This is a genomic window from Psychroserpens mesophilus, from assembly GCF_000826645.1.
Classification (GTDB): domain Bacteria; phylum Bacteroidota; class Bacteroidia; order Flavobacteriales; family Flavobacteriaceae; genus Psychroserpens; species Psychroserpens mesophilus.
Genome location: NZ_JXJP01000008.1, coordinates 86604 through 110113, shown reverse-complemented (window position 1 = coordinate 110113; position 23510 = coordinate 86604). Strand labels below are relative to the sequence as shown.

Here is a 23510-nt window from a genome sequence, read left to right as displayed (position 1 = left end):
TTTATTGTACTCGCCAAGGCGGATTTGTTCTGTTAGTTCCTGCTTTAAAAAGAATGATATGATTGCCATCTAAATCGTTTAAATGTGCTTCCCTCCATAACCAGTCTTTATCTTCAGGCTCAGAAGTAAAGATAATGCCTTTTTGCTGAAGGGAATTAACTAGTGCATCAAGATCATCATCTTCAAAATAAATACTGATGCCGTTTCCTTTAGGCAATTCCTCAACTTTATGTATAGAAAATGTAGAGTTACCATCAGGACACTCAAACCTGACGTATCTTGGCAATGCATCAACGATAAGGTGGAGACCTAAGGTTTTATAGAATGCTGTTGCTTTTTCAACATCTAAGGATGGAATGGTTATTTGGTTGAGATTCATAACTGTTGTTTTTTCATTAAGTTTGGTAAATACATGATGATAATGGCAGCTACAATTAAAATGAAAAACATGCCATACCAGGTTAAATCGAAATCAAAATAATGAATAGCATTCATTCCTGCATTATGTCCAATAATATGTGAAATAGAAAAACTCATACTATACAAACCCATATAACTTCCTTTTCTACCTTTAGGTGCCATTTTTAATGCCAGAGCGTTGGAAAATGGAGAGCCTATCATTTCTCCAATGGTCATTAAAACCATCCCAATAATCAGTACACCAAACAGACTTGAGAAATTGAGGATGATAAAGCTTAGTGCCAGAAATACAATGCCCAATATAGTGGCAGTAATTTTTGACATGCCTAGCCTTTCAACCCATGCAATTAAAGGCATTTCCAGAAAAACAATCATAATTCCGTTTAAGAATAAGATTGATCCGATAGTATCTTCGGAAAGTCCGTGAATTTGTTTGTAATAAATAGGAACCGTAGAAAAATACTGAATAAACGCAATTGCATTTATGATCATGACCAGAAAAAACAAGAGAAACGCAGGATTTCGATAAGGTGAAATTCCTTCTTTAACCTGAATGACAGGCATTTCTTCGTTCTTCTTTTTCTTCGGTTTTAATAATGCGATTAAAAGGAATGATGCTAATATACAGGTAATACCATCTACCCAGAAAATGGATGAATAGCTCACTCTTGCAATTAAAATCCCTCCAATTACTGGTCCGATTGAAAATCCTAAGTTGATGGCTAATCTAATGAGTCCGATGTTTCTCGTCACATTATTATTAATACTGTAAGCATCTGCTGCTACAAAAATTGCAGGACGGTAAATGTCAACCGCAATCATTAAAAAAAACATGCCGAAGCAAACGCTGTAAAAGGTGTCTAAAAACTGAATACCAATAAATCCGAGTCCACCAGTAAACAGACTTAAAACAATGGTTTTGTAATAGCCGATAATATCCGTAAGTTTTCCACCTATTAAATTTCCAACCAGTGAACCAAAGCCATAGAAGGTCATGATCCATCCAACCTGAGGCAGTGTAAACCCTTTTTGATTTATGAGATACAATGATAAGAATGGAATCACCATGGCTCCAGCACGATTGATGAAGGTCACAATAGATAAGAACCAAATTTCTCTGGCAATGCCTTTGTAAGTGTCGATATATTTATTAAAAAGCGATTTCATGTTGGTTGGTATATAAAAGTAAAAAGTCCGACGATAATGTCGGACTTTTCATGATTGATTGGTAATATATGTATATTATCATAGCATATGGAAAATCCGACTCTTGACACAAGTGGTTTGTCTTTTTGTATATGTTACGACGCAATTTTGCATGATTTGTTTTTTATTTACAGTCAAATCTATGAAAAAAAGCTTTAAGTTGTATTTTTGAAACAGAAATCTATACTTATGAAATCCTTTTTAGCAGTACTCATTTTGATAAGCACATTAAGCTGTGCACAAGAAAAAAAGCCAATTACTGGAGACACTGAATTTCAGCGAGAGCTCAATGCTGAGTATAAAGATGCAACGAGCTCGCCTTTAAAAGATAAAGACCGAAGGCATTTTGAAGGCTTAGACTTTTTTAAGTTCGATTCAACATACATCGTAAAGGCAAATTTAAAACGTACACCAGATACCGAATGGTTTGATATGAAAACTACGACCAGCCGAGTATCGCCTGAACGTATTTATGGAATTTTAACTTTTGAGTTGAAGGGTCAAACCTATAGCTTGAATGTCTATCAAGGTAAAGACATTATGAAGCGGGAAGGTTTTGAAGACTATTTATTTTTACCGTTTCTCGATGATACCAATGGCGAAGAAAGTTATGGTGGTGGACGCTATATAGATTTGAGAATTCCCGAAGGTGACACCATCGAGATTGATTTTAATAAAGCTTACAATCCGTATTGTGCGTACAATGAAAAGTATTCTTGTCCGATAGTTCCAAGAGTAAATTATCTGGCATTAAGCGTTAGAGCAGGCGTGAAGGCTTTCAAAAAATAAAAGCGCCATTAAAAATGACGCTTTTTAAGTGCTATTGTTTTACGATTCGTTTTGAAAGTTCACCAATATTGGTTTTCAGCTGAAGTAAATATATGCCATTTGAAACATTGGATAAGTCCAGTTTCTTGAGCGCCTCTATGGAATGGAATATTTGTTTTCCATTCATATCGATAAGGTCTATGGACTCAATGGTTATGGTATTTGGCAATTTTAAATTAAGTATACTTTGGGTTGGGTTCGGATAAATACTTATTTCAGATATGATTTCAGAATTAATACCTAAAGTTTCCTCGACTTCAAAATGCTGTTTCTCCAACAAAGACCATGTGCCATCACTATTTTGAACCCTTACATAAACATAATGATCTCCCATGGACAAACTTCCTGAAGTTGTAATAAGAAAATCTTCATCAATATTATCTCCAGAAGTTACAATAGCATTTCCGTTCCCGATACCAGGATCAACATCGATAAAATATTCTGCAGCAACAATTGAGGCCGTATTGAAGAATGATGGTGTTTTTACGGAAATAACATTATGGGTAAACAAGCTATAAGTTCCATTGGTATTGCCTATACGAATGCATAATCTATGCGTTCCTGCAGATAAACTTGCTGTCGGAATAGCAACACTTTGAGTAACAGTTTCAGCATCTGTTATTGTTATGTTGTTGCCCAAACCAATACCAGGATCAGTATCAAAGAAATACTCTATAGTATTGATATCAGTTATATTTACACCTGCCAAAGGCACGACAGAAAACGTCACACGATCATACATGGACCAATCATCATTTGCATTTTTAACTCTTAAAAACACTCTGTAGTTTCCAAGAGGCATTACATTGGTTAAAAACGCTAAATTTTCATTCAATGTTTCACCCGAAGGTATTGAGATGTTTGTGGCGTTTCCTGTGCCAGGATCAGTGTCAAAATAATATTCAGCAGATACAATATCATTTGTGTTAAACACAGCTGGATTATTGGAAATACTAAACGCTACGTTGTCATATTCACTATGCAAGCCATCACTGCTTTTAGATCTGATAAATAATCTATGACTTCCTGTACTCAATGAACCTGTCGGAATACTAAACGATTCGTTAATCAACTCTGAATCAGTTACCATCAATTGAGTGCCATTACCAATGCCAGGATCAGTATCGAAATAGTATTCAAAGCCATCAATATCAGAACTGTTAAATGTAGCATTGGCAGCTCTTATGCTGAAATTTTGAGAGTAATAATAGCTAGTACTGCCATCATCTTTAACTGCTCGTACAAACAGTTTATGATTCCCAGTAGATAGCCCTGTTGTTGGTATACTGAAATTTTGATTGAGTAGTTCAACATCTGGATCTATATCTATACTTGTGCCGTTCCCAATACCAGGATCTGTATCAAAGTAATATTCTATTTCAGAGATATCACCTTGGGCATACATCACATACGAGGTAAGCACAAAAACTAAATAAAGTAGTCGTTTCATAATCATTTTGATATTTGATTATTAATTTGACTTGTTAGCATTTGCCTGTACGTTAACATTGATATTTTCACCAGCATTAATTAGGTTGTTACTAATCGAAAAACTGGTTAAATAAGGTAACTCCGTAGGATAGCCTCGCATATCAAAATCATAATCACCATTATAAATACCGATGTCATTTCCATCAGAACCAACATTAAGACCAGGAGAACTAGGAGATAGAGTGAAATCATCATCAACGGCAATATCAAATGAGGCCGATGCCACACTTGTAAAGAAAGGGTTTTGATTGTCAAAGTTTCCAGTACCAGGCATTGTTAAAGATAAAGTACCTCCTGTTGACATGTAACTTATAGAATTGTTGATGGTAAGTATTCTTCCAGTTGTTGGCGCAAATAGCGTATTTACGCCATTAGATATAAAAATATTATTAAATACTGTTACATCTCCCGTCATATTTGGAAAAATGTTTACGTTACCCCAAGTGAAATTAATTCTTACAACATTATTGTTAAACACTGTCGTGTCGTTAAAGTAGCGTAAGGCATAAGTAGCTGATGTGCTATTGTTTAAAAGCGTAATATGATTATTGGTAATTACAGTATTAACACATTTTGTTGGGTCTGCGTGAAGATTAATTCCGTAATTAATAACATTGCCTCGAATGATCCAGTTGTTATTTGTCGTTGTATGCGATGCGGTGGCTGAACCAACATAAATTGTCTGGTTAACATAGTTGTCTTCAATCAAAACATTATTTGATGTAGAAGTACTTGAATTATAAGTAATAAAAGAGTTGATGTAGAATCCGCTAATTTTGATGTTATCGGCATCAATTCTAACACTAGACAATTCAGATCTTCTACCATTGTTTAATTCAGGAGCATATCCAGAACCATAAAGGGTGATTTCTTTGTTAATGGTTACGGCACCATAGCTTGTTATTGAAGGCTGTACATAAATGATATCACCAGTATTTGCTGCGGAAATAGCATCAGTGATATTGTCAAACATGTGAGATGGTGTTGTGTCAATTACAGGATCGTTGTCAACAATTAAAATATTTTGCGCTTGTGTAAAGCTAATTGCAATAATTGATAGTAGGATAAATAAATGTTTCATGATAATTAGGTTTTTAAAATTAATGGGTCAAAAATCCTAATTATATGTAAGAGAAAACATACGATAAATGTCGTATATTTTAAATTTTGAGTTATTTCACCAAATACATTCCGAAGAAAACCGCCAAAAAGCCAATAATAAAACTGGCAATGGTATAGATTGCAAATGAGGTAAAATCTCCTGATTTTAAAAAGATATGATTCTCATAGGCAAAGGTTGAAAACGTAGTAAAACCACCACAAAAACCAGTAGCAAGCAATAGGGTTTGATTAGACGTTAAGGTATCGTTTTTTGCAGCCATTCCTAAAATGATTCCAATTAAAAGACTACCGATAATGTTTGCTGCAAATGTACCATAAGGAATACCGTTTTGACCGTTATTTAGAAACTTTCCTAAGATAAAGCGAAGCATACTTCCGAAACCTCCACCAATAAATACTAAGATTAATTGTTTAACCATTATTTTACAGCTATGAATATTTCAGTAACCCAATCGGCTGGATTAGGAGTTTCCATAGGATCTGTAAGATAGGTTTCAATCATAGGTCCTGTTTCAGTAAATTCTAAATTATTAGTTTGAATATAGGTCATGGTTTTGTCCCATGCTTCTTTTAAGTTTTCGTAATCACCTTTTAAAACCGTTTTTACAGCTTTAAACGATTCTAACTGCCCAGTTAGAACATCTGGATCTGTGGTTTCAAATTTAGAAGACGTAGGAACTGCACACGAAAACATGACCGTATTATTGGCCTCATCCCACGTATGATAAATGACAAATGGACTTCCAGCCATTTTTATATTATTAGCGATAGCATAGCCACCAATTTTTGGGAACATCTCTTGCATATTTTCTTTAAAATCGTCCATTTTACAAGAGGTTGTGTTATAAAGATAAAAACCTCCACTATGTTGTGTTTCACCTTTAACCGAAATGTTATAAACTTTCATTTCCTTAATAAGAACACTGTCTAATAATTCTAAACCACGCTCAAAATGAGGACCGATAAGTTTTTCTATGCCACCCATAGCTGTTGTATAGGCTTTGAACATGAATGGCATATTTTTACCTTCAATAGTCCAAGTGACTTCAGTAGTTCCATTTTTATTAGGTTTTAAATTCCAGCGAACTTCATTAACAGGAAAGTCGGCAACTTGCATTTCCTGAATTATTGATTTATTGGGAATAGTTGAAACAGTTTTCATGATACCAATACCGTCTTCATCTTCCCAGGAGTAAGAACCTCCTACACCTTTTGTTTGATCAGAAAGTGTGACTTTGGTTTCAGGTTTTGCTTCAATCCAAGAGGACCACGCTTCCCAGTTTTTAAAATCGGAAATATTGTTATAAACTACTGGAGCAGGAGCTTGTAGTGTTCTGGTACGTTCAACATGAAAGGAATTGGGTTGAACAGCAATATAAATCGCTACACCTATAATTAGGATAAGGATTAAAAACAAAATGTATTTAAACGCTTTCATCTTTAGATTATTTGATTGGTACGAGATTGTACTATCAAAGATAATCATTTTACTTCAAGCTTTGCCGAAATATATTTACTGCACTATCAAAGTAATTATTGTTTGTATTTATTGATACTGAATTTCAATAAAATTAAATTGATAATGATAAGCGAAATCAAAATGGATACGATTGTCATAGTTTAGTTTTATGATAACATCTGTAAACGTTGTAAAATGTCATCAAATTTTTAATAAAAAAATCCCCAATTAAGGGGATTTTAAGTAAGTCTAAATAATTTATGTTTATTGTTTGATAAAACGTTTGGCAGTTTGTTTATCATCAGCTTTCACAGTAATTACATATATTCCAGCTGCTAGTTGATCGATAGCAATGGCAGTAATTTCAGATGTTAACGTCTTTTCAAATAACAATTTCCCATTCATGTCAAATACCTGTGCTTTAGCATCATCAGTTAAAGAGTCTGTTTTAATAGATAGCCAGTTGCTAGCAGGATTAGGATATAATTTAAAGTCTTCATTTTCAAAATCTTCAACTCCTAAATTATCGTCAACTGTTAGATTGATATCAGCTCTAACAATAGTAAGATCAGGAACTAAGGGATTTGTGATTTCACAATGATAAACTCCGCTATCTGTTAGTTGTGCATTAACAATGGTGTAGGCATTAGCATTTGCACCATTTATGATGGTATTATCTTTAAACCACTGGTATTGATTGTTTGGTGATGGATCTTGAGTATTTCTATTAATATCTGTATCATTAACATCTAGAGTAATATCAACTTCAGGAGGAGAATTTAAATCTTCTTCGTCATCAAGTGTGTTTTGAGGAGAATATATAAGTGAGCCATAAGTTACACCATTATTGACTAGAGGTTCTAAATCACTGAAACTATAAAAGTTATTTTGGAGTCTAATTGATGTGAATTCTGGGTTTACGAATGTAGTCCATTCAGGAAGAGGGCCTGACAAATTGTTAAAGGAGACATCTAAGGACATACTTTCTACATTACTACCAATATTTGAAGGAATACTTCCAGATAAATTATTATTATTTAATTGAATCGAAACAAGATTAGTTAAGTCGCCTAAACTTCCCGGAATTTCTCCATCAAGTTGATTGTGTTCTAGGATGAGTTGCAACAATTCTGGAGCATTGCCAAGACTAGTTGGAATAGTTCCTGTAAGTTCATTGAAACTGAGATACAATCTGTTAAGGTTTGATAAATTGCCAATGGAAATTGGAATTTCTCCTGTGTGTCCATTATTCTGTAATCTTAGCCATTGTAGTTCACTTAAATTTCCAATTGATGAAGGTATTGGACCAGTTAAATCTGGATTTGCACTCACCCTTAGTTCTCTAAGGTGGATTAAGTCTCCAATTTCATCAGGTAATTGACCATTTAGATTGCTGAAATTCAAATTTAGATACACAACTTTATGACCGAATGTTTCTACACCAGTCCAAGTATCTACGTGTGCAGAAGTATTCCAATTTTCAATAATTAAACTAGTTCCTATTGTATTGTACCAATTTGCACCATCTGTTGCGTTATATAAAGCGATAAGGGCATCACGTTCAGATTGGGATACTGGTACTCTGAATTTTATACTTTCCCTTTCTATTGTTAAACCAGGTACAAGTGGGCTAGTCACAAAGCATGAATAGGTTGAACCATCCTCAAGTTGAAAGTTTGAAATTGCATATTCATTTGAATTAGCTCCAGGAACTTCTTCAACGAAGGGTTCAAACAAAGCTGGAGATCTTTTTACCCATTGATAACTTATATTAGTACCTTCTTGTGGTGTCATGGTTAATGTGTAATCATCTCCAATTACAGGATTTTCTATTAATATATAATCATCGATTAGTCTTTGCGGAGAAAAGTTAAAAAAAGTTATCGATGAATTACTTACAAAGTTTGTTTCAAAATCACCAAGAGAAAAGTTATTTCCATTTAATCGTAATTCTTCAAGATTAGGTAATAACCCAAAATCAGGAATTAATCCGCTTAATTTGTTAAAACCTAGGCTAATTAACTCCACGAATTGCAGATTAAGGATTGAATTAGGAATTTGACCTGTTAAGTTTCTATTGGATAAAATTACTCTTGATATATGACCATCCTCTACTCGAATACCTTCCCAATCATTCAAAGGACTATCGTTGGAAAGCCAGTTATCAGAAGATGTCCATAAAGGGCCACCTGTAGCATTATATAAATCTACTAAAGCTTGTCTTTCAGTTAGCGGTGGATCTTTTTCAAATGAAAATGTTGTTCTGGCAAATGCTCTATCTCTATTAATCAAGATATAATAGGATTGTCCAGAAGTAATATCAATATTTACTTCTGACTGAGCATTATTACAAATATCTCCTGGAGCTAAAACAAGCTCGCTTTCTAAAGTAATATTTAGGTTAGGTGCTTCATAGATATTGATAAATGTACTTCCGCTTCCTGATATAGGGTTATTAGTATCATCAGTTAATCTAGTGAAAATTTTGGTATCAGAATCAGCTGTAAACTTATAATATAAAACTTTATTTGTAGTAGAACAATCAATTTGCCCACCAGTACTTTCACTTGCTAAATCTAACCTTAGATTTGAATCCGTAAAACTGGAAGTTGTAATCTCTGTAGCATTTATTAATGAGTTATTAGTTAAAGCTATAAACTCAAAATTAAAAGAAGATAGCTGAAACTCATCTGGTCTATGTGCCAAAAAATAGTAAGATTGACCTGATTCTACAGCTACATCAACATTAATTTCGGAATTACAGTTTAGTCCTGTTGCAAGAGAAAGATCTGATTCTGAGGTTACATTTAAATGAGGTGCATTGAACACACGAATAAATGATGACGTATCAATCACAGAATCACTACCAGAATTATTTGTCAATGAAAGCGAAACAAATCCATCATCAGTTGCAGTATATTTGTAGTATACAACTTCTTGAGTTGTATCACAACCAATTTGACCTCCTGAACTAGCAGAAGCAAAATCTAACCTCATAAAACTGTCATTAAAACTATTTCCAGTAATTTCAGTAGCATCAATAATCTGGTCATTAATTGGTAATGGTACTTCTTCAAGAGTGACTTCAACTCTTGATAATACATTGGCTTCAGCTCTGCTTATTGCGATATAATAGGATTGACCTTCGCTAATAATAAGATTCGTTGCATTTGGAGTAAGCACACAAGGTGTTTCACTAAATATAAACTCATCTCCAGAGGTAATGTTTAAATTAGGAGCAGAATAAAAAATTGCAAATATTGAACCTGAAGCACTTGATCCATCTTGATTAAGAACAACTGCCGCTGCATCTCCAGAAAAAGGTGCTAAAAACTTGTAAAAGACAGTTTTAAATCCACCTATCCCACAACCATTAATTGGTTCGTTAAATTCTGCTGCTAAGTCCAACCTTAGATTTTCATCTGTAAAAGAGGTTGTAGTTATTTCTATAGCATCTTCTATAGCATCATTAACAGGTAATTGAGCGAATATTACATAACTTGTTAAAATAAGGGTAATTGAGAGTAATAATGTTTTCATAATTGGTTGATTAATAGTCAGCTTAAATATATATAAAATAATTACACTATGTAGAAAATGGACTACGAATAATATTTATTTAACATTAAACTTAAAAATCCCCAATTAAGGGGATTTTTCTAAGTTGGATGTATTGATTCTCCCTTTAGATTAATAGTATTCCAACGGTACTTATTTATTGTTTTATAAAGCGTTTGGAGGTTTTCATAGTATCGTTACTTACTGAAATAATATAGATCCCAGCAGCAAGTTGATCAACAGCAATAGAGGTGGTCATCGATGTGAGTGCTCTTTCAAATACTAATTTACCATTCACATCAAATACTTGCGCTTTAGAATCTTTAAACGCATTGGTTTGTATTGTTAGCCAGTTATGAGCTGGATTAGGAAAAATTTTGAAATCTTCATTATCGAAATCTGTTGTACTCAAACTGTCATCAACTACAACCGTAATATTAGCTCTAACAATGACTAAATCTGGAAGTGATGCGTTTCTGATTTCACAAAAATATACTCCACTATCCGTAATTTGAGCGTTTACAATAGTATAAGTACTTCCAATTGCGCCACTGATAGCCACATTATCTTTATACCATTGAAACTCATTGTTTGAAGCCGTGTCTTCCCCGTTTCGGTTAATGGTGGTGTCGTTAACATCTAAAACAATATCGACTCCAGGAGGCGACATAATTTCTTCCTCTTGATCTAACGTACGTTGAGGTGAATATGCAAGACTGTTAAACGTAACACCATTGTTTACTAGAGGTTCTAAATCACTGAAATCGAAATAGTTATTGGTTAAATTGAAATTTGCGCTTTCAGGTTCATTTATTCCAGACCAATCCGGTAATTGTCCTGTAAAATCATTGTTAGTTATATCGAATAGTTGAATAGAGGACAGGTTACCAAGTTCTGCTGGAAGTGTTCCTGAGAGTCCATTGTTAGATATGTCAAATGAAACTAACTCATTTAAACCACCAATACTGGCAGGTATTTGCCCGTCAAGTTGATTGTTATTCAGGAATATTTGAAATAATTGAGGCGCATTTCCAAAACCTGAAGGGATGCTACCTGTAAATTGATTGTCTTGTAAATAGACTCGAGTTAATTTTGTAAGATTAGACACAGAAGCTGGAATGTCTCCAGACATGCTATTGAACTGAAATCTTAAGAATTCTAAATCGGTTAAATTTCCTATAGATGACGGAATAGGTCCTGTAAGATTTTGATTAACACTGATTCTAATTTCTTTCAAATATATAAGATCTCCAATTTCGTCAGGTAGTTGTCCATTGAGGTTTTGAAAATTCTGATTTAAAACAATAACCTTTCCACCAACAGTTTGAACTCCTGCCCAATCGTCAACATCGGCTGCGCTTAACCAATTTTCATTATTGGCCCAATTAGGACCATCTGTTGCATTGTAAAAAGCAACTAAAGCATCGCGTTCAGATTGAGATACTGGAATTCTTATATTAATTCTATTTCTTACTAAGACTAAATCCGGAATTAAAGCACTGGTCACTCTACAGCTATATGAAAAAATATCATCTACTTGTAAGCTCGGAATCACATAATCAGAACTTGTAGCTCCCGGAATATCTTCAATATCCAATAAAAATCCACCTTCATCTTTAATCCATTGGTATGATAAATTTGTTCCTGGTGTCGTTGTGCTTAGTGTATATTCTTCGCCAATAACTGGATTGTCAATGAGTATTTCCTCATTGATTCTCTGTTGGCCTCCATAGATAAATTCTGTTATTGTTGAGTTTTGTGCAAAATTGGGTTCTAAATCAGCAAATGAAAACTTATTTCCTGAAATGTTGAAAGTTTGAAGGTTGGTTAGACTTGTTAAATCTGGTAATTCACCAGTAAAATTATTATTGGAAAAGACAAAACTTTCTAAAAACGGTAAATTAAGAATAGAGTTAGGCAAATTTCCTGTAGCTCCAACATTAATCAAGCCCATTGCGGTAACATGACCATTTTCAAGGGTGATTCCTGCCCATTCTGAAAGAGGAGCAGCAGTATTCCAATTGGTATTGATACCCCAATTTGGACCATCGGTTGCATTATAAAAATCGATTAAAGCTTGTCGCTCACTTGGAGGACCATCTTGTGAAATTGTTGCACTTACTCGCGATAACTGACCTTGATCAGGTCTACTTACTAAAACATAATAACTTTGACCATTAACAATATTTATGGAAGGTTGGGTGACAAAAGAACAACTTGAAACCAGTGTCAAATCTGTATCAAGTGCATTTAGGTTGGGAGCTGAATAAAAGATAACAAATGAATTAACCGGATTTGCACCACCATTTTGATTTAGAAGTGAAAAGGTAGCTGTGCCGTTTGTTGTTGCCGTGAATTTGTAATACACAATATTGAAAGTAGCTAATGGACAACTTCCTTGACCTCCTGGATTTGATGCTGCCAAATCTATTCGAATATTTTCATCGTTAAAACTTGAAGAGGTAACTTCAATAGCATTTTCTATAGTATCGTTTGGAGGACCTAATGCGACTTCTATTCTTGAAAATGTATTGGCGTCGTTTCTGTTTACTTGAATGTAATAAGATGATCCAGCACTTACAGTTGTAACAGTCGTATCACTTATTGTGCAATCTGAAGCCAAAGTAAGTTGGGTTTCATCGATTTGATTTAAATCTGGTGCAGTGAAAAATATAAGAAAACTTTGAGTGTTAGCATTGCCTAACATATCTGTTAGGCTAGCATTTACTCTGGCATCTGTAGTAGCTGTGAATTTATAAAAGACCTTTGTGAAAGTGCCCGTTCCACATAACGCATTTTCGTAGCCTGTTGTTGTTGCTAAGTCTAAGCGTATGTTTTCTTCGACATAGTTTGAAGGATCAATTTCTATGGCATTTTCAATCAAGTCGTTTACGGGAACTTGGGAAAAGGCAACAAAGGTTATTAATAGGGCAGTCAAACTGAGTAATAATTTCTTCATAATTGGTTGGTTTTAAAATGTTAAATAATAGCAATAATAAAAGTTGGGAAATTAGACTATGGGAAAATACCCAATACAGGGAATCTTTAATTCTCTCAGGCTTACTTCCTGTATATAGGAACTTTTAAACCTAAAAATACATCTGTGGTTTTAGAACTGTCTGATAAGAGATTACTAAATATAGAACCAGAACCAATAGACAAAGGACCTAGTCTAAATCCTCCACCAAAGGCAAAATCACCATATTGTCTGAAACTTAAAGGCGTATAGAAACTAAACCATTTTGTTTCAAGTCTTGGTGCTATAGTTACTGTGTTTATGATAGAATTTGCGAGTTCATTATCTTTTTTTACTAATGATAAATTTGCTTGTGCACTAACCAGCCATTTTTTTGCTATTCTATAATCGACTAAAAGATGTAAAGCGGTTGGTAGTTGTATTTTAGTGTCTTGAATAGTTTTTGTGTTATTATAATTATTATCCAGAAATTCTTCTAGTTCATCATAGGTTGATGTATCCACAGTATTATTGACATTGTAAGATGTTATTTCGGCACCTTTATAATTAATAGAACCAATATCTGTAATAGACATTCCGACTTTAAGCTTGTAATTATCTTTGTAAATTGGGATACTATCGTTTTCCCTACTAGGATGCCATTGGTAGGTAAACCCTAGATCCATTCCAAAGCCAGCAGTTAGGTTTCCTAAATCTAAATCATCAGAGTCAAAGTCTTCTGAAGTTCCATAATTGAGTTCTCCTTGTGTAGTTAAAGTTTCTGTCGATCGCGTATATTGTCCCATAAATCCGGGACTACTTGCAAATAATGCTCCTGCACCTTGAAGGTATTTTAATGTAACACCACCTTTTAAAATGTGTTGCTGTTTATCCATTAAAATTCGTCCATAAGCAATTCCAATTTCTGCCCATGCATGTACTGTTCCAATTAAATTTTGTGAGTCAAATGTGATATCATTCTCAGATTCAAACTCATCTTCAATGGCTTCAAAGAGTTCACCATTGATGTTATTTAAATTAAAAAAAGCACGTCCTCTGGACACTAGACCAATACTACTTTTTTCATTGAGATTGAACATAAAAGAAGGTCCTAATACATCGGCATTAAGGAAGAAATTATTGCTATCGCTCAAGAAACGTTCTGTGTCTTCTGAAAAATCAAAATTATTACCATTAATCATATCGCCAAAGTTTATTCCGAAGTAATCACTACCAATAAATCCACTAAAAGAGGCAATGTTTACATCAGTTTTAAAATTTGATCCAACAATATTTGAGGGGTTATAAACCACGCCATGGATACCAGAGTAGTTATCAACAGTATATCCAATATAACTTTGGGAATGGCTGGTGGTATAAAATAGAATGAACAATAAAAGGGATAGTGATTTAAAAAATCTCATAAGAATGTGTTGTTTATTAATTAATAGCGTCTATAAATATATAAAAATTAAAGTATCTTCTAATTTTGTTCAAAATTGATATTTCAATTTGAAGTTTATTCCTGTAAAGCTGTTTTCGGCTTCTGCAATAGTAGGTATTCCATTAACACCATTAAAATAGATTCGCTTGGGAGCATTATCGAAAACATAATTTAAAGTGGAAACAAAAGCTAGGTAATTGGAAATTTTGAATTCGAAGCTAGTTCTTAAATCCATCCAATAATCGGTACGCTTATCTGTTACTAATTGATTTGTAATGGTGTCATCAGGAATTACTAAATCGTCAACTAGATTTAATAATCCTATTTTAAAGAATATCGTATTGGTCCATTTAAATCTTTCACCTTGTAAATTGTATTTTGGAGCAATTACAAATCTAAATAGGTTAGTAGCTTCAAAAGTTTTGTTGAATGTCGTGTCAAGTTCTTTGTTGAATAAAGTAAGACTATCTTGAGTTTTTTCAATTTCATAATTGAAACCTAAGAGTAAAGCAACTCTGTGTTTACTATACCTTTTTATTATTGATTTTTGTTGTTCTTCTTTAGCATTGAAAATGGCGTCAAAATTAGTCCTCTTAATATCGTTATTGTTTTTTGTTAAATGGTCTGCCAGCTTCATTTTAATTTCATCTTTGAGCTTAACACCATTGGTTTCTGTTGAATAGGTTTCGTGGTAAGCATAAAGTTTATCTATAAGGTCTTTTCCTTGTTTGACTAGACTATTGGAAACACCATTTTCTCGGTTTCCAGAATAAAAGTTAAAAATATAACCACCACCAATTTCATACCTCTGATCGATGCCTAAAAATTTATTTTTTGTTCTCATGACAAACACGTAGGTTTCATGAGTAAGATCATTAAACGGATGATAATCCATTGAAATATCCAGGCTTGAGAGGTTTTCATCAAATGCTCCATTTGTAATCTGAGTTTGAATGTTTGTTTTAGCTTCTATTTCAAGAGGATAGCCACCAAAGTTGGCTTCCATACCTGTGACAATAGTATACAGGTTTGAATTATCAACTTCGCTTCCGTTAAAACCAAATTCAATAGCACCTTTTAATTTTTTTAAACGTTCTACTTTTTTTAAAAAATTCAAATAATCGATAAAGTGTTTTTTAGTGGAATCTGATTTTATTTCAACTAAAGCTATATGTGGAAATAGATCATTAATAGTTTCGCTTAATGTCTTGTTATCTTGTGAAAATGAAAAGTTGAAAGACAGCATAAAAACAATGCTCAGAAAGTGCTGAATTTTCATAATGAATACTGTATTGATTGGAAATCAAATCTATGTATTCATCATTGGCAATACCATACCCAATAGCAGGTAAATTTAGAATTTGTATTTCTTTTCTAAGGCGTAGCGCATCAATTCTCCCTTACCTTGAAGCCCTAAAATTCGAGCCATATTTTTACGATGTGTGTCTACTGTATGAACACCTATGAATAATTCATCTGCTATTTCTCTAGAAGTTTTGCCAAGTGCGATGAGTTCAAGGATTTCTATTTGGCGTTTGGTAAGAAGACCTTTAGTTTTTGTTTTATTTTCTGAATCTAATACATTAGTATTGATATTAGCATCAAAATAAGTTTCGCCTTTAGCAACAGTTCTGATGGCACTTAAAACTTCGGTGAGTGAAGAGTTTTTCAAAATATATCCAGAAGCACCAGCTTGGAGCATTTGCTCTATGGCTTCAGTTTGATCAAACATAGAGAAGGACAATATTTTAATTTCTGGATGCGCTTTTTTGATGCGTCTGGCAGCTTCAATTCCATCCAATTTTGGCATTCTTATATCTGTAAGTACGACAGTTGGCCGTTTTTTTTCAACAATGTTTAAAAGTTCTTCACCATCATTTGCAGTTCCAACAATAGCAATATCATCTTCATATTCTAAAAGTAGAGAAATGCCATCTATAAGGGATTGGTGATCTTCTGCTATTGCTAGTCGTATCATATTGGAACATCTATTATTATGGTGGTACCTTGATGGTGTTCAGATTCTATAGTCATTGTGCCATCTAAATACGCAACACGTTTATCAATACTGCTGATTCCCATTCCTTTTTTTGTTTTTGTAATCTGATTTGCCTTAAATCCTTTACCATTATCTTCAACCATAATATTTAAGGAGTTTTCATGATTGGTAATATGAATATTAGCTTCAGTAGCATTGGCATGTTTAATAACATTAGTAATAAGTTCTTGGATAATTCTGAAAATAGTAAGCTCTAAACTATTCTCTAAGCGATCATCTAAACCATGATCAATGACGCTAATTGTTATTTTATTTGAAGCAGAAACCTTATCAGCCATTTGCTGAACAGCTTTTAGTAGACCTTGTTTAGCAATAACACCTGAATTTTTAGCGTGAGCAACAGTTCTTACTTTGTCGTAGGCTTCATCAATAAGTTGGTTGGTTTTCGTATAGAGTTCAGGTGTTTGTTTGTCTTTAAGCGCATTAAAATGAAGTTTCACTGTCGCCATAAGTCCGCCTAAATCATCATGTAAATCATTAGCTATGCGCTGACGTTCTTTTTCTTGACCTTCAATCATGGCATCAATAGTCGTGAGTTCTTGTTCTTTTAAAACAGTGGCTAGTTTTTGACTTTCGAGTTCTTTTTCTTTTTCGGCTAGTATTTGTTTACGTTTGGTATTTTTAAATAGGAGGAAAACGATAATACTTCCTAATGCTAAACTTCCAGCAAGACCAATGGCAATGTTTTGGTTTTGTTTTCTTTTGGCTTCACTCTCAAGGTTATCTGCTCGTAACTTTTCATTGTCAAATTCTTCTTTAATTCTTGCAATGCTTGTTTGTTGTTCTTCAAGTTTGATGCTGTCGGAAAGGATGTTGTATGCCGATAAATTAGCGTAAGCAGATTCATAATCACCTTGTTTCGCATATAAGTCAGAAAGATTTTCTTTGAGCATCGCTTTGTAAAAAACATTGTTTTCTCTTAACTCTATGGAATCTGCTAATTTGTAATAGTATTCTGCTAAATCAAAATTGGTTTTACTCTTATACGCATTGGCAATGTTATTGTAACTTGAAAAGTAATTGCTAGGAAACTGGAAGGATTTATTAGTCTTTATAATTTTTAATTTCTTTTGGAAATAATAAAGAGCAGAATCAGGAATTTTTAAGTTCTCTTCGTACAATACCCCTAAACTATTTAAAGCGTATAATAGAGTAGTGCTATCTCTTTTCTTGAAATCAAACTGAAGCGCCTTATTATAAAAAGTTGCAGCTTTCTTATTTTGATCCCTGAGCTGATAATAATTTCCTTTTAAAAAGGTCTGAATTATTTGATAAGAAACATTGTTATATTCTTTTGCTTTTGATTCCAACAGATTTAAATAATCTAAACGATAAGGATTATTTGTGTTATAATCATAAGATTGAGCAAGACCTGATAAAGCTGCCAGTGTTGTTAATGTATCTTGAAGTTTTTCAGCACTTAAAAATGCTTTATAGTGGTATAAAAAACTCAATGAATCGTTTTGAATAATCCTATAGTAATAAGCTTTAAAATATAATATTTTGGGATGTTTTGACTTTGAAAGTGATTGGTCTTTTTCCAATGCTGTAACATATCTTAGCATAGAGTCGGTTTGCCTCTGCTTGCTGTAATAAATGAGTTTGTAAAAGTTTTTATTAGAGATGTTTTTCTCATGATCAATTCTTGAACTTAATTCACTACTAGGAGTGACTCTGTCAAAATAATAAAATGCAGAATCATTTTGACAGTGACAAATGCCTCCTGTAGTCAACAGAAGAATTGATAAATATATAAACCTTATCACCTCAATTATTTGCAAAAACAAACATCTATACCTGGATTGCCTTGTAGTACAGAGCCTTTATTTCTAGTTGCCTTAGGAACAATTCCACATTCATAATCTTCAAAAGCAACATTTACAGCTAATTGACCACCTTTATTTTTTGCTAATTTTCCAGCAGGAATTTTAATTGAAACATTTACTATTTTTCCTTGATATTTTGAGTTTGAACACGTAAACTCTACAGTTTGTCCATTATTAACCACTTTGTAAGATGACAAAGTAGCTCCATCAGGAATTGGAATCGTAAAATAGGCACTTCCTTCATCTGTATTGTAAAGATAATCTTCACTACAATCAACAGCACAATCGGTTTCACAAAAATCCCATGATAAATTTTCAGGAAAGGTTTCCGATGCTTTACTTGGGCATGCTAAAAACGTAGCTGTTATCAAAATAAAAGAGCATAGTCTTAATAATTTAGTTTTCATAATATATAGGATTTTGGTTAGTTAATTAGTCAAATATGCGAAGTAGGAGAGCATCAAAACATACCCAATTCTAGGTATATTAACCCAAATTACTAAAAATATAAATGTGAACAGGAAAAATAAGACAGAAAAGAAAGAAGTCTCCTTTAGACAAAGATAAACTTGATAGTCGCTATCATTGCGATAAATGAGATAAAAGCTATTAATATCCAAACACTACCTCTGTAATAGCGTTGATGTATTTTGAAATCCTTTTTGTAAGCAAAGAAAATAATCGTAATAAATACTATTGCAAATAAAATCCCAAAAATCAATTGACCGTTACTAAACATATAGCTATTTTTATGCAAAAATAAATAATACTATTGCATTATTCACTTAAAATCAAGTTAATATTTGCGAATTTTATAATTGAAAACACAATGCTATAAGGCATAGTTACTTATATAAAAAATTACAGGATGAAAAATAAAATTGAAGCGGTAAAAGCATTTCATGCAGCATTTAAAATTGGTCATAGAGAAACACCTAAAGCGAATTTAGGAATTGAAAAAAATATGTTGCGTTACAAATTAATGCGAGAAGAAAATGAGGAATATCTCGAAGCGGCAAATGAGGGTGATTTAGTTGAGGTTGCTGATGCCTTAGGGGATATGTTATACATTCTTTGTGGAACGATTATTGAACATGGTTTGCAACATAAAATTGAAGAAGTTTTTGACGAAATTCAACGCAGTAATATGAGTAAATTGGGTGAAGATGGAGAACCAATTTATAGAGAAGATGGTAAAGTTTTAAAAGGGCCAAATTATTTTAAGCCCAACATCAAGGAGATATTGGAATCATAAAAAAAAGAAGCCAATTGGCTTCTTTTTTTTATTTATTTATTTTATTTCGTATCGCCAACCATGTTTGTCTTCAGCTAAATTATGTTGAATGTTCAACATTTTTTGTTTAAGAATGCTGGAATACGACGTTTCATTTATTTCGGGAAGCTCATAAACAGAGTCATGGTGTTCAAATGCGGAAACCGGACTTATAACAGCTGCAGTTCCCGTTCCGAAAATTTCTTTTAAGCTTCCATTTTTATGAGCTTCTATCAGCTCATTAACTGTAATTGGTCTTACGTCACAGGTAATCCCATTATCTTTCGCTATTTGAATAATGCTTTTTCGGGTTACACCATCTAAGATTCGGTCACTAGTTGGTGCAGTAATTAAGGTGTCTCCAATTCTAAAAAATACATTCATCGTTCCAGCTTCCTCTAAAAAAGTATGCGTGTCTGCATCTGTCCAGATGACTTGTTGAAACCCTTTAGCTTGTGCCAAATTAGTAGGATAAAATTGAGCTGCGTAATTACCTGCTGCTTTAGCAAATCCAACGCCTCCATTGGCAGAACGGCTAAATTTTTCAGCTATCAAAACCCTTACCGTGCCTTTGTAATACGCTTTGGCAGGAGAACAAATAATCATAAATCGGTAATTTTCTGAAGGGGCTGCAGCAATTGCAGAATCTGTCGCTATGACAAAGGGTCTTATGTATAAAGAGTTGCCAACACCACTTTGTACCCAAGCCTTATCTAAATTAAGCAAAGTGTTAATACCTTCAAAAAAATAGGCTTCAGGAAATTCAGGAATAGCTAATCGTTTAGCCGACTTATTTATACGTGCAAAATTTTCATCAGGTCTAAACAAAAAGACCTTACCATCCTCATCTTTATAAGCCTTCATACCTTCAAAAACCGCTTGACCGTAATGAAACACTCGAGCTGACGGATCAATTTGCATTGGTCCGTATGGTGCAATCTTTGGTTGTTGCCATTCTCCATTTATATAATCACAATAAAACATGTGATCAGTAAATGTGCGCCCAAAAGTAAGATTGTTAAAATCTACATCATGAATCTTTGTGGTTGGTGATTTTACTATATCGATTTCGTAAGTTGAAACTTTCGTCATTTTTTTCTCTGAATTTTATTTTGCAAAATTAGTAATTTCAGCTTTAAAAACGCATAAAATTAAGCTAAAAAATATGTACCTTTGTGAATCAAATATTTATTAAAAAACAACACTAATTATGAAACGTATTTTTTTACTAGTAATGCTGGTAACTTTTGTTTTTTCTTGTAAAAATGAAAGTAAGCAAACTGAAGACTCTGTAGACATCACTCAAAATATGTCTGAAGATAAAGAGATTTCGTACAGTTCATTTGGAAAAGAAATCAATGCAGCTGATGCACTTTCAGCAAAACGAATGGCAACTCATTTTGAAAGTATGGCAATAGGTGACTCCATTGATACTAAAATGATTGCAAAAGTCGATGAGGTTTGTCAGGCTAAAGGTTGCTGGATGAAAGTTGACTTAGAAAACGGTGAGCAGGTGATGGTAAAGTTTAAAGACTATGGATTCTTTATGCCTAAGGATATTGCTGGTAGAGAAGTTGTATTGAATGGAAAAGCATTTGTAAATGAAGTTCCCGTAGAAGAACAACGTCATTATGCTGAAGATGCAGGGCAATCGGCTGAAGAAATTGCTAAAATAACTGCGCCTAAAAAGACATTTTCATTTGTTGCAGATGGTGTATTGCTAAAAGAGGACTAATGCTTAAACAACTTGGTTATATCTTTATAATTGGTTTAATGTTTAGTTGCAATTCTTCTGAAAAAACAGAGCAGAAAGTTACTATTGTTGATGGTTCTAAACATTATGACGTCTATCAAGGCTCAGAAATGGCTAATTTGATGCGAGGCATGCACGCGTTTAACTTACAGCTTAAAAAAGAGGTTGAAAACGGAAAGATAACGACCGAGTTTCCTGAGGAATTTTTAAAGATTCATACGGCTGAGTTTTCAGAATCTAAATCCAGAAATGCAAGGTTCGATCATTATTCAGGTAAGTTTGTTGAAGCTCAAAAACTTGTGTTTGTAGAGGATACTATTGTTCCACTTACTGAGCGCTACAATAACGCGATCAATCTTTGTATAAGCTGTCATCAAACAGAGTGTACAGGACCAATACCTAAAATTAAAAAATTACTTATCAATTAAAAGTTGCAACGCAAAATAATCACCACAGCAGACGGTTCTAAAACCATTCAAATTGAAGGTTGGAACGAACAATACCATTCTGTTCATGGTGCCATACAAGAAGCAAATCATGTGTATATCGAACATGGTTTGCTTTTTTTTAATTCTGAATTAAATTCAGAAAAGAATACACTTACAGTCTTAGAAATTGGTTTTGGAACAGGTCTTAATGCTATTCTTAGTTTGTTAATTTCTGAACAGCAAAAACTGCAAATTGACTACGTTGGTGTTGAAGCTTATCCAGTGTCATCAGAAGAATTAAAGGAACTTAATTACCAGGAAGTACTACAACTTAAAAATAATGTATTTGAAAACATACATGCATGTAATTGGGAGTCTTCTCACGATATCACAAAGCATTTTACACTAACAAAACTGAAGAAATTTTTTAGCGATATTAACGATATTAATTGTTACGATATTATTTACTTCGATGCTTTCGGAGCTCGTGTACAGCCAGAACTTTGGACAGAAGATATTTTTAAAAAAATGTATGATGCCTTAAGACTAAATGGCGTTTTAGTGACCTATTCCTGTAAAGGAAGTGTCAAACGTGCTTTAAAGTCGGTTGGTTTCTCTATTGAGCGTTTAAATGGACCTCCAGGGAAACGGCATATGCTTAGAGCAATTAAACGTTAAACCATTCATAAATATTAGTTCCAGCTTGCGAGTTTCCTTAATTTTGTAGTCCTATGAAAACAGTATTAATTACAGGTGCTACAGGTTTAATCGGACAAGAAATTGTTGAGGTTTGTCATGACAATAATGTCATTGTTCATTATCTGACAACGTCTAAAAAAAAGTTATCTTCTGAAGCAAATTATAAAGGATTTTACTGGAATCCTGATGCCAAAGAAATTGATACGTCTTGTTTTGAAGGTGTTGATACTATTATCAATTTAGTTGGCGCTACGATTTCTAAGCGATGGACATCCGAGTACAAAAAAGAAATTATTACTAGCAGAACCCATACAGCTCAACTACTTTTTGATACTATAAAAGCAAATAATTTTCCAGTTGCCCATATGGTCTCTGCGAGTGCCATTGGTGTCTACCCGAGTTCTCAAACAAATTATTACGATGAAGATTTTGACAGGACATCAGATTCCTTTTTAGGTCAGGTTGTTGAAAAATGGGAGAAAGCTGTCGATCAATTTTCAGACTTGCAAATCAAGGTGTCAAAAATCAGGATTGGACTAGTACTTTCCGATAAAGGAGGCGCTTTGAAAGAAATAGCAAAACCTATACGGTTTGGTGCTGGCGCTGCTTTTGGAGATGGAGAGCAATGGCAATCCTGGATTCATATTGAAGACCTAGCCTCGTTATTTGTTTACGTGGCAGAAAATAACCTTGAAGGTATTTATAATGGTGTTGCTCCAAATCCAACGAGTAATGCCGAATTCACTAAGATTACTGCCAAAGTTTTAGAGAAACCTTTATTTTTACCAAACATACCTAAGTTCGCTATGAAATTAGTTCTAGGTGAAATGCATATTTTATTATTTGAAAGTCAGCGTGTGAGTTCTCAAAAAATTGAAGATGCTGGTTTCAACTTTTTATTTCATCATTTAGAACCTGCTATTCAGGATTTATTAGGATAAAAAAAACCACTCCTAAACGGAATGGCTTCTACAATTTTTAAAAAAAA

General features: G+C 33.5%; 20 protein-coding genes. 6 read left to right on the top strand and 14 right to left on the bottom strand.

Annotated features, from left to right (window positions below):
- Position 1: 1 nt before the first annotated feature.
- Together TD18_RS07770 and TD18_RS07765 are read right to left on the bottom strand one after the other, a co-directional pair.
- Complete coding sequence (locus tag TD18_RS07770; RefSeq protein ID WP_040250880.1) at positions 2-379, bottom strand: VOC family protein; 378 nt, start codon at positions 377-379, stop codon at positions 2-4.
- The gene (locus TD18_RS07765) at positions 376-1587 is read right to left on the bottom strand and encodes an MDR family MFS transporter (RefSeq protein ID WP_040250878.1); all 1212 of its coding nucleotides are present in this window, start codon (positions 1585-1587) and stop codon (positions 376-378) included. The genes TD18_RS07770 and TD18_RS07765 overlap by 4 nt, the downstream gene beginning before the upstream one ends.
- 228 nt (positions 1588-1815) lie before the next feature.
- Between TD18_RS07765 and TD18_RS07760 the strand changes: the two genes are divergently transcribed.
- Positions 1816-2415, top strand: coding sequence for a DUF1684 domain-containing protein (locus TD18_RS07760; RefSeq protein WP_040250876.1), 600 nt, complete (start codon positions 1816-1818; stop codon positions 2413-2415).
- 31 nt (positions 2416-2446) lie between these two features.
- Here TD18_RS07760 and TD18_RS07755 read toward each other — a convergent pair whose 3' ends face one another.
- The 11 genes from TD18_RS07755 to TD18_RS07705 all read right to left on the bottom strand — a co-directional run bounded on the left by TD18_RS07755 (position 2447) and on the right by TD18_RS07705 (position 18776).
- Entirely contained in the window at positions 2447-3904 is a 1458-nt protein-coding gene (locus TD18_RS07755) for a T9SS type A sorting domain-containing protein (protein WP_160289458.1), read from the bottom strand.
- Between the two features lie 21 nt (positions 3905-3925).
- The gene (locus TD18_RS07750; RefSeq protein ID WP_040250871.1) at positions 3926-5026 is read right to left on the bottom strand and encodes a right-handed parallel beta-helix repeat-containing protein; all 1101 of its coding nucleotides are present in this window, start codon (positions 5024-5026) and stop codon (positions 3926-3928) included.
- Positions 5027-5117: 91 nt separating this feature from the next.
- Positions 5118-5486 carry a fluoride efflux transporter CrcB gene (gene crcB / locus TD18_RS07745; protein WP_040250868.1) on the bottom strand — a complete coding sequence of 123 codons (369 nt, stop codon included), beginning with the start codon at positions 5484-5486 and terminating at the stop codon, positions 5118-5120.
- Complete coding sequence (locus TD18_RS07740; protein WP_040250865.1) at positions 5486-6505, bottom strand: SRPBCC family protein; 1020 nt, start codon at positions 6503-6505, stop codon at positions 5486-5488. The genes crcB and TD18_RS07740 overlap by 1 nt, the downstream gene beginning before the upstream one ends.
- A 285-nt stretch (positions 6506-6790) precedes the next feature.
- On the bottom strand, positions 6791-10066 hold the full coding sequence (locus tag TD18_RS07735; RefSeq protein ID WP_040250863.1) for a T9SS type A sorting domain-containing protein: 3276 nt from the start codon (positions 10064-10066) through the stop codon (positions 6791-6793).
- Between the two features lie 175 nt (positions 10067-10241).
- Positions 10242-13043, bottom strand: a complete 2802-nt coding sequence (locus TD18_RS07730; RefSeq protein ID WP_040250860.1) for a T9SS type A sorting domain-containing protein — start codon at positions 13041-13043, stop codon at positions 10242-10244.
- Between the two features lie 101 nt (positions 13044-13144).
- On the bottom strand, positions 13145-14464 hold the full coding sequence (locus TD18_RS07725; RefSeq protein ID WP_040250858.1) for a DUF5723 family protein: 1320 nt from the start codon (positions 14462-14464) through the stop codon (positions 13145-13147).
- 69 nt (positions 14465-14533) lie between these two features.
- Complete coding sequence (locus TD18_RS07720) at positions 14534-15763, bottom strand: hypothetical protein (protein ID WP_040250856.1); 1230 nt, start codon at positions 15761-15763, stop codon at positions 14534-14536.
- A gap of 75 nt (positions 15764-15838) precedes the next feature.
- Positions 15839-16462: a response regulator transcription factor gene (locus tag TD18_RS07715; protein ID WP_040250853.1), complete on the bottom strand. Its 624-nt coding sequence runs from the start codon at positions 16460-16462 to the stop codon at positions 15839-15841.
- A complete protein-coding gene (locus TD18_RS07710; protein ID WP_152611337.1) occupies positions 16459-18309 on the bottom strand; it encodes a tetratricopeptide repeat-containing sensor histidine kinase in 1851 nt (616 codons plus the stop codon). Before TD18_RS07710 ends, TD18_RS07715 begins: the two co-directional genes overlap by 4 nt.
- A 5-nt stretch (positions 18310-18314) precedes the next feature.
- Positions 18315-18776: a hypothetical protein gene (locus tag TD18_RS07705; RefSeq protein WP_040250847.1), complete on the bottom strand. Its 462-nt coding sequence runs from the start codon at positions 18774-18776 to the stop codon at positions 18315-18317.
- A gap of 461 nt (positions 18777-19237) precedes the next feature.
- Here TD18_RS07705 and TD18_RS07695 point away from each other — a divergent pair, with 461 nt between their 5' ends.
- Positions 19238-19624 carry a pyrophosphohydrolase domain-containing protein gene (locus TD18_RS07695; RefSeq protein ID WP_040250841.1) on the top strand — a complete coding sequence of 129 codons (387 nt, stop codon included), beginning with the start codon at positions 19238-19240 and terminating at the stop codon, positions 19622-19624.
- A 36-nt stretch (positions 19625-19660) separates the two neighbouring features.
- Here the strand turns inward: TD18_RS07695 and TD18_RS07690 are convergent, their stop codons facing one another.
- On the bottom strand, positions 19661-20734 hold the full coding sequence (locus tag TD18_RS07690; protein ID WP_040250839.1) for a branched-chain amino acid aminotransferase: 1074 nt from the start codon (positions 20732-20734) through the stop codon (positions 19661-19663).
- 118 nt (positions 20735-20852) lie between these two features.
- Between TD18_RS07690 and TD18_RS07685 the strand changes: the two genes are divergently transcribed.
- Genes TD18_RS07685 through TD18_RS07670 form a run of 4 tightly spaced genes read left to right on the top strand, consistent with a single transcriptional unit; the run spans position 20853 to position 23463 of the window.
- Positions 20853-21377, top strand: coding sequence for a DUF4920 domain-containing protein (locus tag TD18_RS07685; RefSeq protein WP_040250837.1), 525 nt, complete (start codon positions 20853-20855; stop codon positions 21375-21377).
- Positions 21377-21823 (top strand): hypothetical protein, encoded by a 447-nt coding sequence (locus tag TD18_RS07680; protein WP_040250835.1) that lies wholly within the window; start codon positions 21377-21379, stop codon positions 21821-21823. Before TD18_RS07685 ends, TD18_RS07680 begins: the two co-directional genes overlap by 1 nt.
- Positions 21824-21826: 3 nt before the next feature.
- Complete coding sequence (mnmD, locus tag TD18_RS07675; protein ID WP_040250834.1) at positions 21827-22501, top strand: tRNA (5-methylaminomethyl-2-thiouridine)(34)-methyltransferase MnmD; 675 nt, start codon at positions 21827-21829, stop codon at positions 22499-22501.
- 53 nt (positions 22502-22554) lie between these two features.
- Complete coding sequence (locus TD18_RS07670) at positions 22555-23463, top strand: TIGR01777 family oxidoreductase (protein WP_040250832.1); 909 nt, start codon at positions 22555-22557, stop codon at positions 23461-23463.
- Positions 23464-23510 lie beyond the last annotated feature (47 nt).

Excerpts from the sequence above, each read along its gene's own strand:
- TD18_RS07770 (WP_040250880.1), bottom strand. The coding sequence starts at position 379 with ATGAATCTCAACCAAATAACCATTCCATCCTTAGATGTTGAAAAAGCA.
- TD18_RS07765 (WP_040250878.1), bottom strand. The coding sequence starts at position 1,587 with ATGAAATCGCTTTTTAATAAATATATCGACACTTACAAAGGCATTGCC.
- TD18_RS07760 (WP_040250876.1), top strand. The coding sequence starts at position 1,816 with ATGAAATCCTTTTTAGCAGTACTCATTTTGATAAGCACATTAAGCTGT.
- TD18_RS07755 (WP_160289458.1), bottom strand. The coding sequence starts at position 3,904 with ATGAAACGACTACTTTATTTAGTTTTTGTGCTTACCTCGTATGTGATG.
- TD18_RS07750 (WP_040250871.1), bottom strand. The coding sequence starts at position 5,026 with ATGAAACATTTATTTATCCTACTATCAATTATTGCAATTAGCTTTACA.
- crcB (WP_040250868.1), bottom strand. The coding sequence starts at position 5,486 with ATGGTTAAACAATTAATCTTAGTATTTATTGGTGGAGGTTTCGGAAGT.
- TD18_RS07740 (WP_040250865.1), bottom strand. The coding sequence starts at position 6,505 with ATGAAAGCGTTTAAATACATTTTGTTTTTAATCCTTATCCTAATTATA.
- TD18_RS07735 (WP_040250863.1), bottom strand. The coding sequence starts at position 10,066 with ATGAAAACATTATTACTCTCAATTACCCTTATTTTAACAAGTTATGTA.
- TD18_RS07730 (WP_040250860.1), bottom strand. The coding sequence starts at position 13,043 with ATGAAGAAATTATTACTCAGTTTGACTGCCCTATTAATAACCTTTGTT.
- TD18_RS07725 (WP_040250858.1), bottom strand. The coding sequence starts at position 14,464 with ATGAGATTTTTTAAATCACTATCCCTTTTATTGTTCATTCTATTTTAT.
- TD18_RS07720 (WP_040250856.1), bottom strand. The coding sequence starts at position 15,763 with ATGAAAATTCAGCACTTTCTGAGCATTGTTTTTATGCTGTCTTTCAAC.
- TD18_RS07715 (WP_040250853.1), bottom strand. The coding sequence starts at position 16,462 with ATGATACGACTAGCAATAGCAGAAGATCACCAATCCCTTATAGATGGC.
- TD18_RS07705 (WP_040250847.1), bottom strand. The coding sequence starts at position 18,776 with ATGAAAACTAAATTATTAAGACTATGCTCTTTTATTTTGATAACAGCT.
- TD18_RS07695 (WP_040250841.1), top strand. The coding sequence starts at position 19,238 with ATGAAAAATAAAATTGAAGCGGTAAAAGCATTTCATGCAGCATTTAAA.
- TD18_RS07690 (WP_040250839.1), bottom strand. The coding sequence starts at position 20,734 with ATGACGAAAGTTTCAACTTACGAAATCGATATAGTAAAATCACCAACC.
- TD18_RS07685 (WP_040250837.1), top strand. The coding sequence starts at position 20,853 with ATGAAACGTATTTTTTTACTAGTAATGCTGGTAACTTTTGTTTTTTCT.
- TD18_RS07680 (WP_040250835.1), top strand. The coding sequence starts at position 21,377 with ATGCTTAAACAACTTGGTTATATCTTTATAATTGGTTTAATGTTTAGT.
- TD18_RS07670 (WP_040250832.1), top strand. The coding sequence starts at position 22,555 with ATGAAAACAGTATTAATTACAGGTGCTACAGGTTTAATCGGACAAGAA.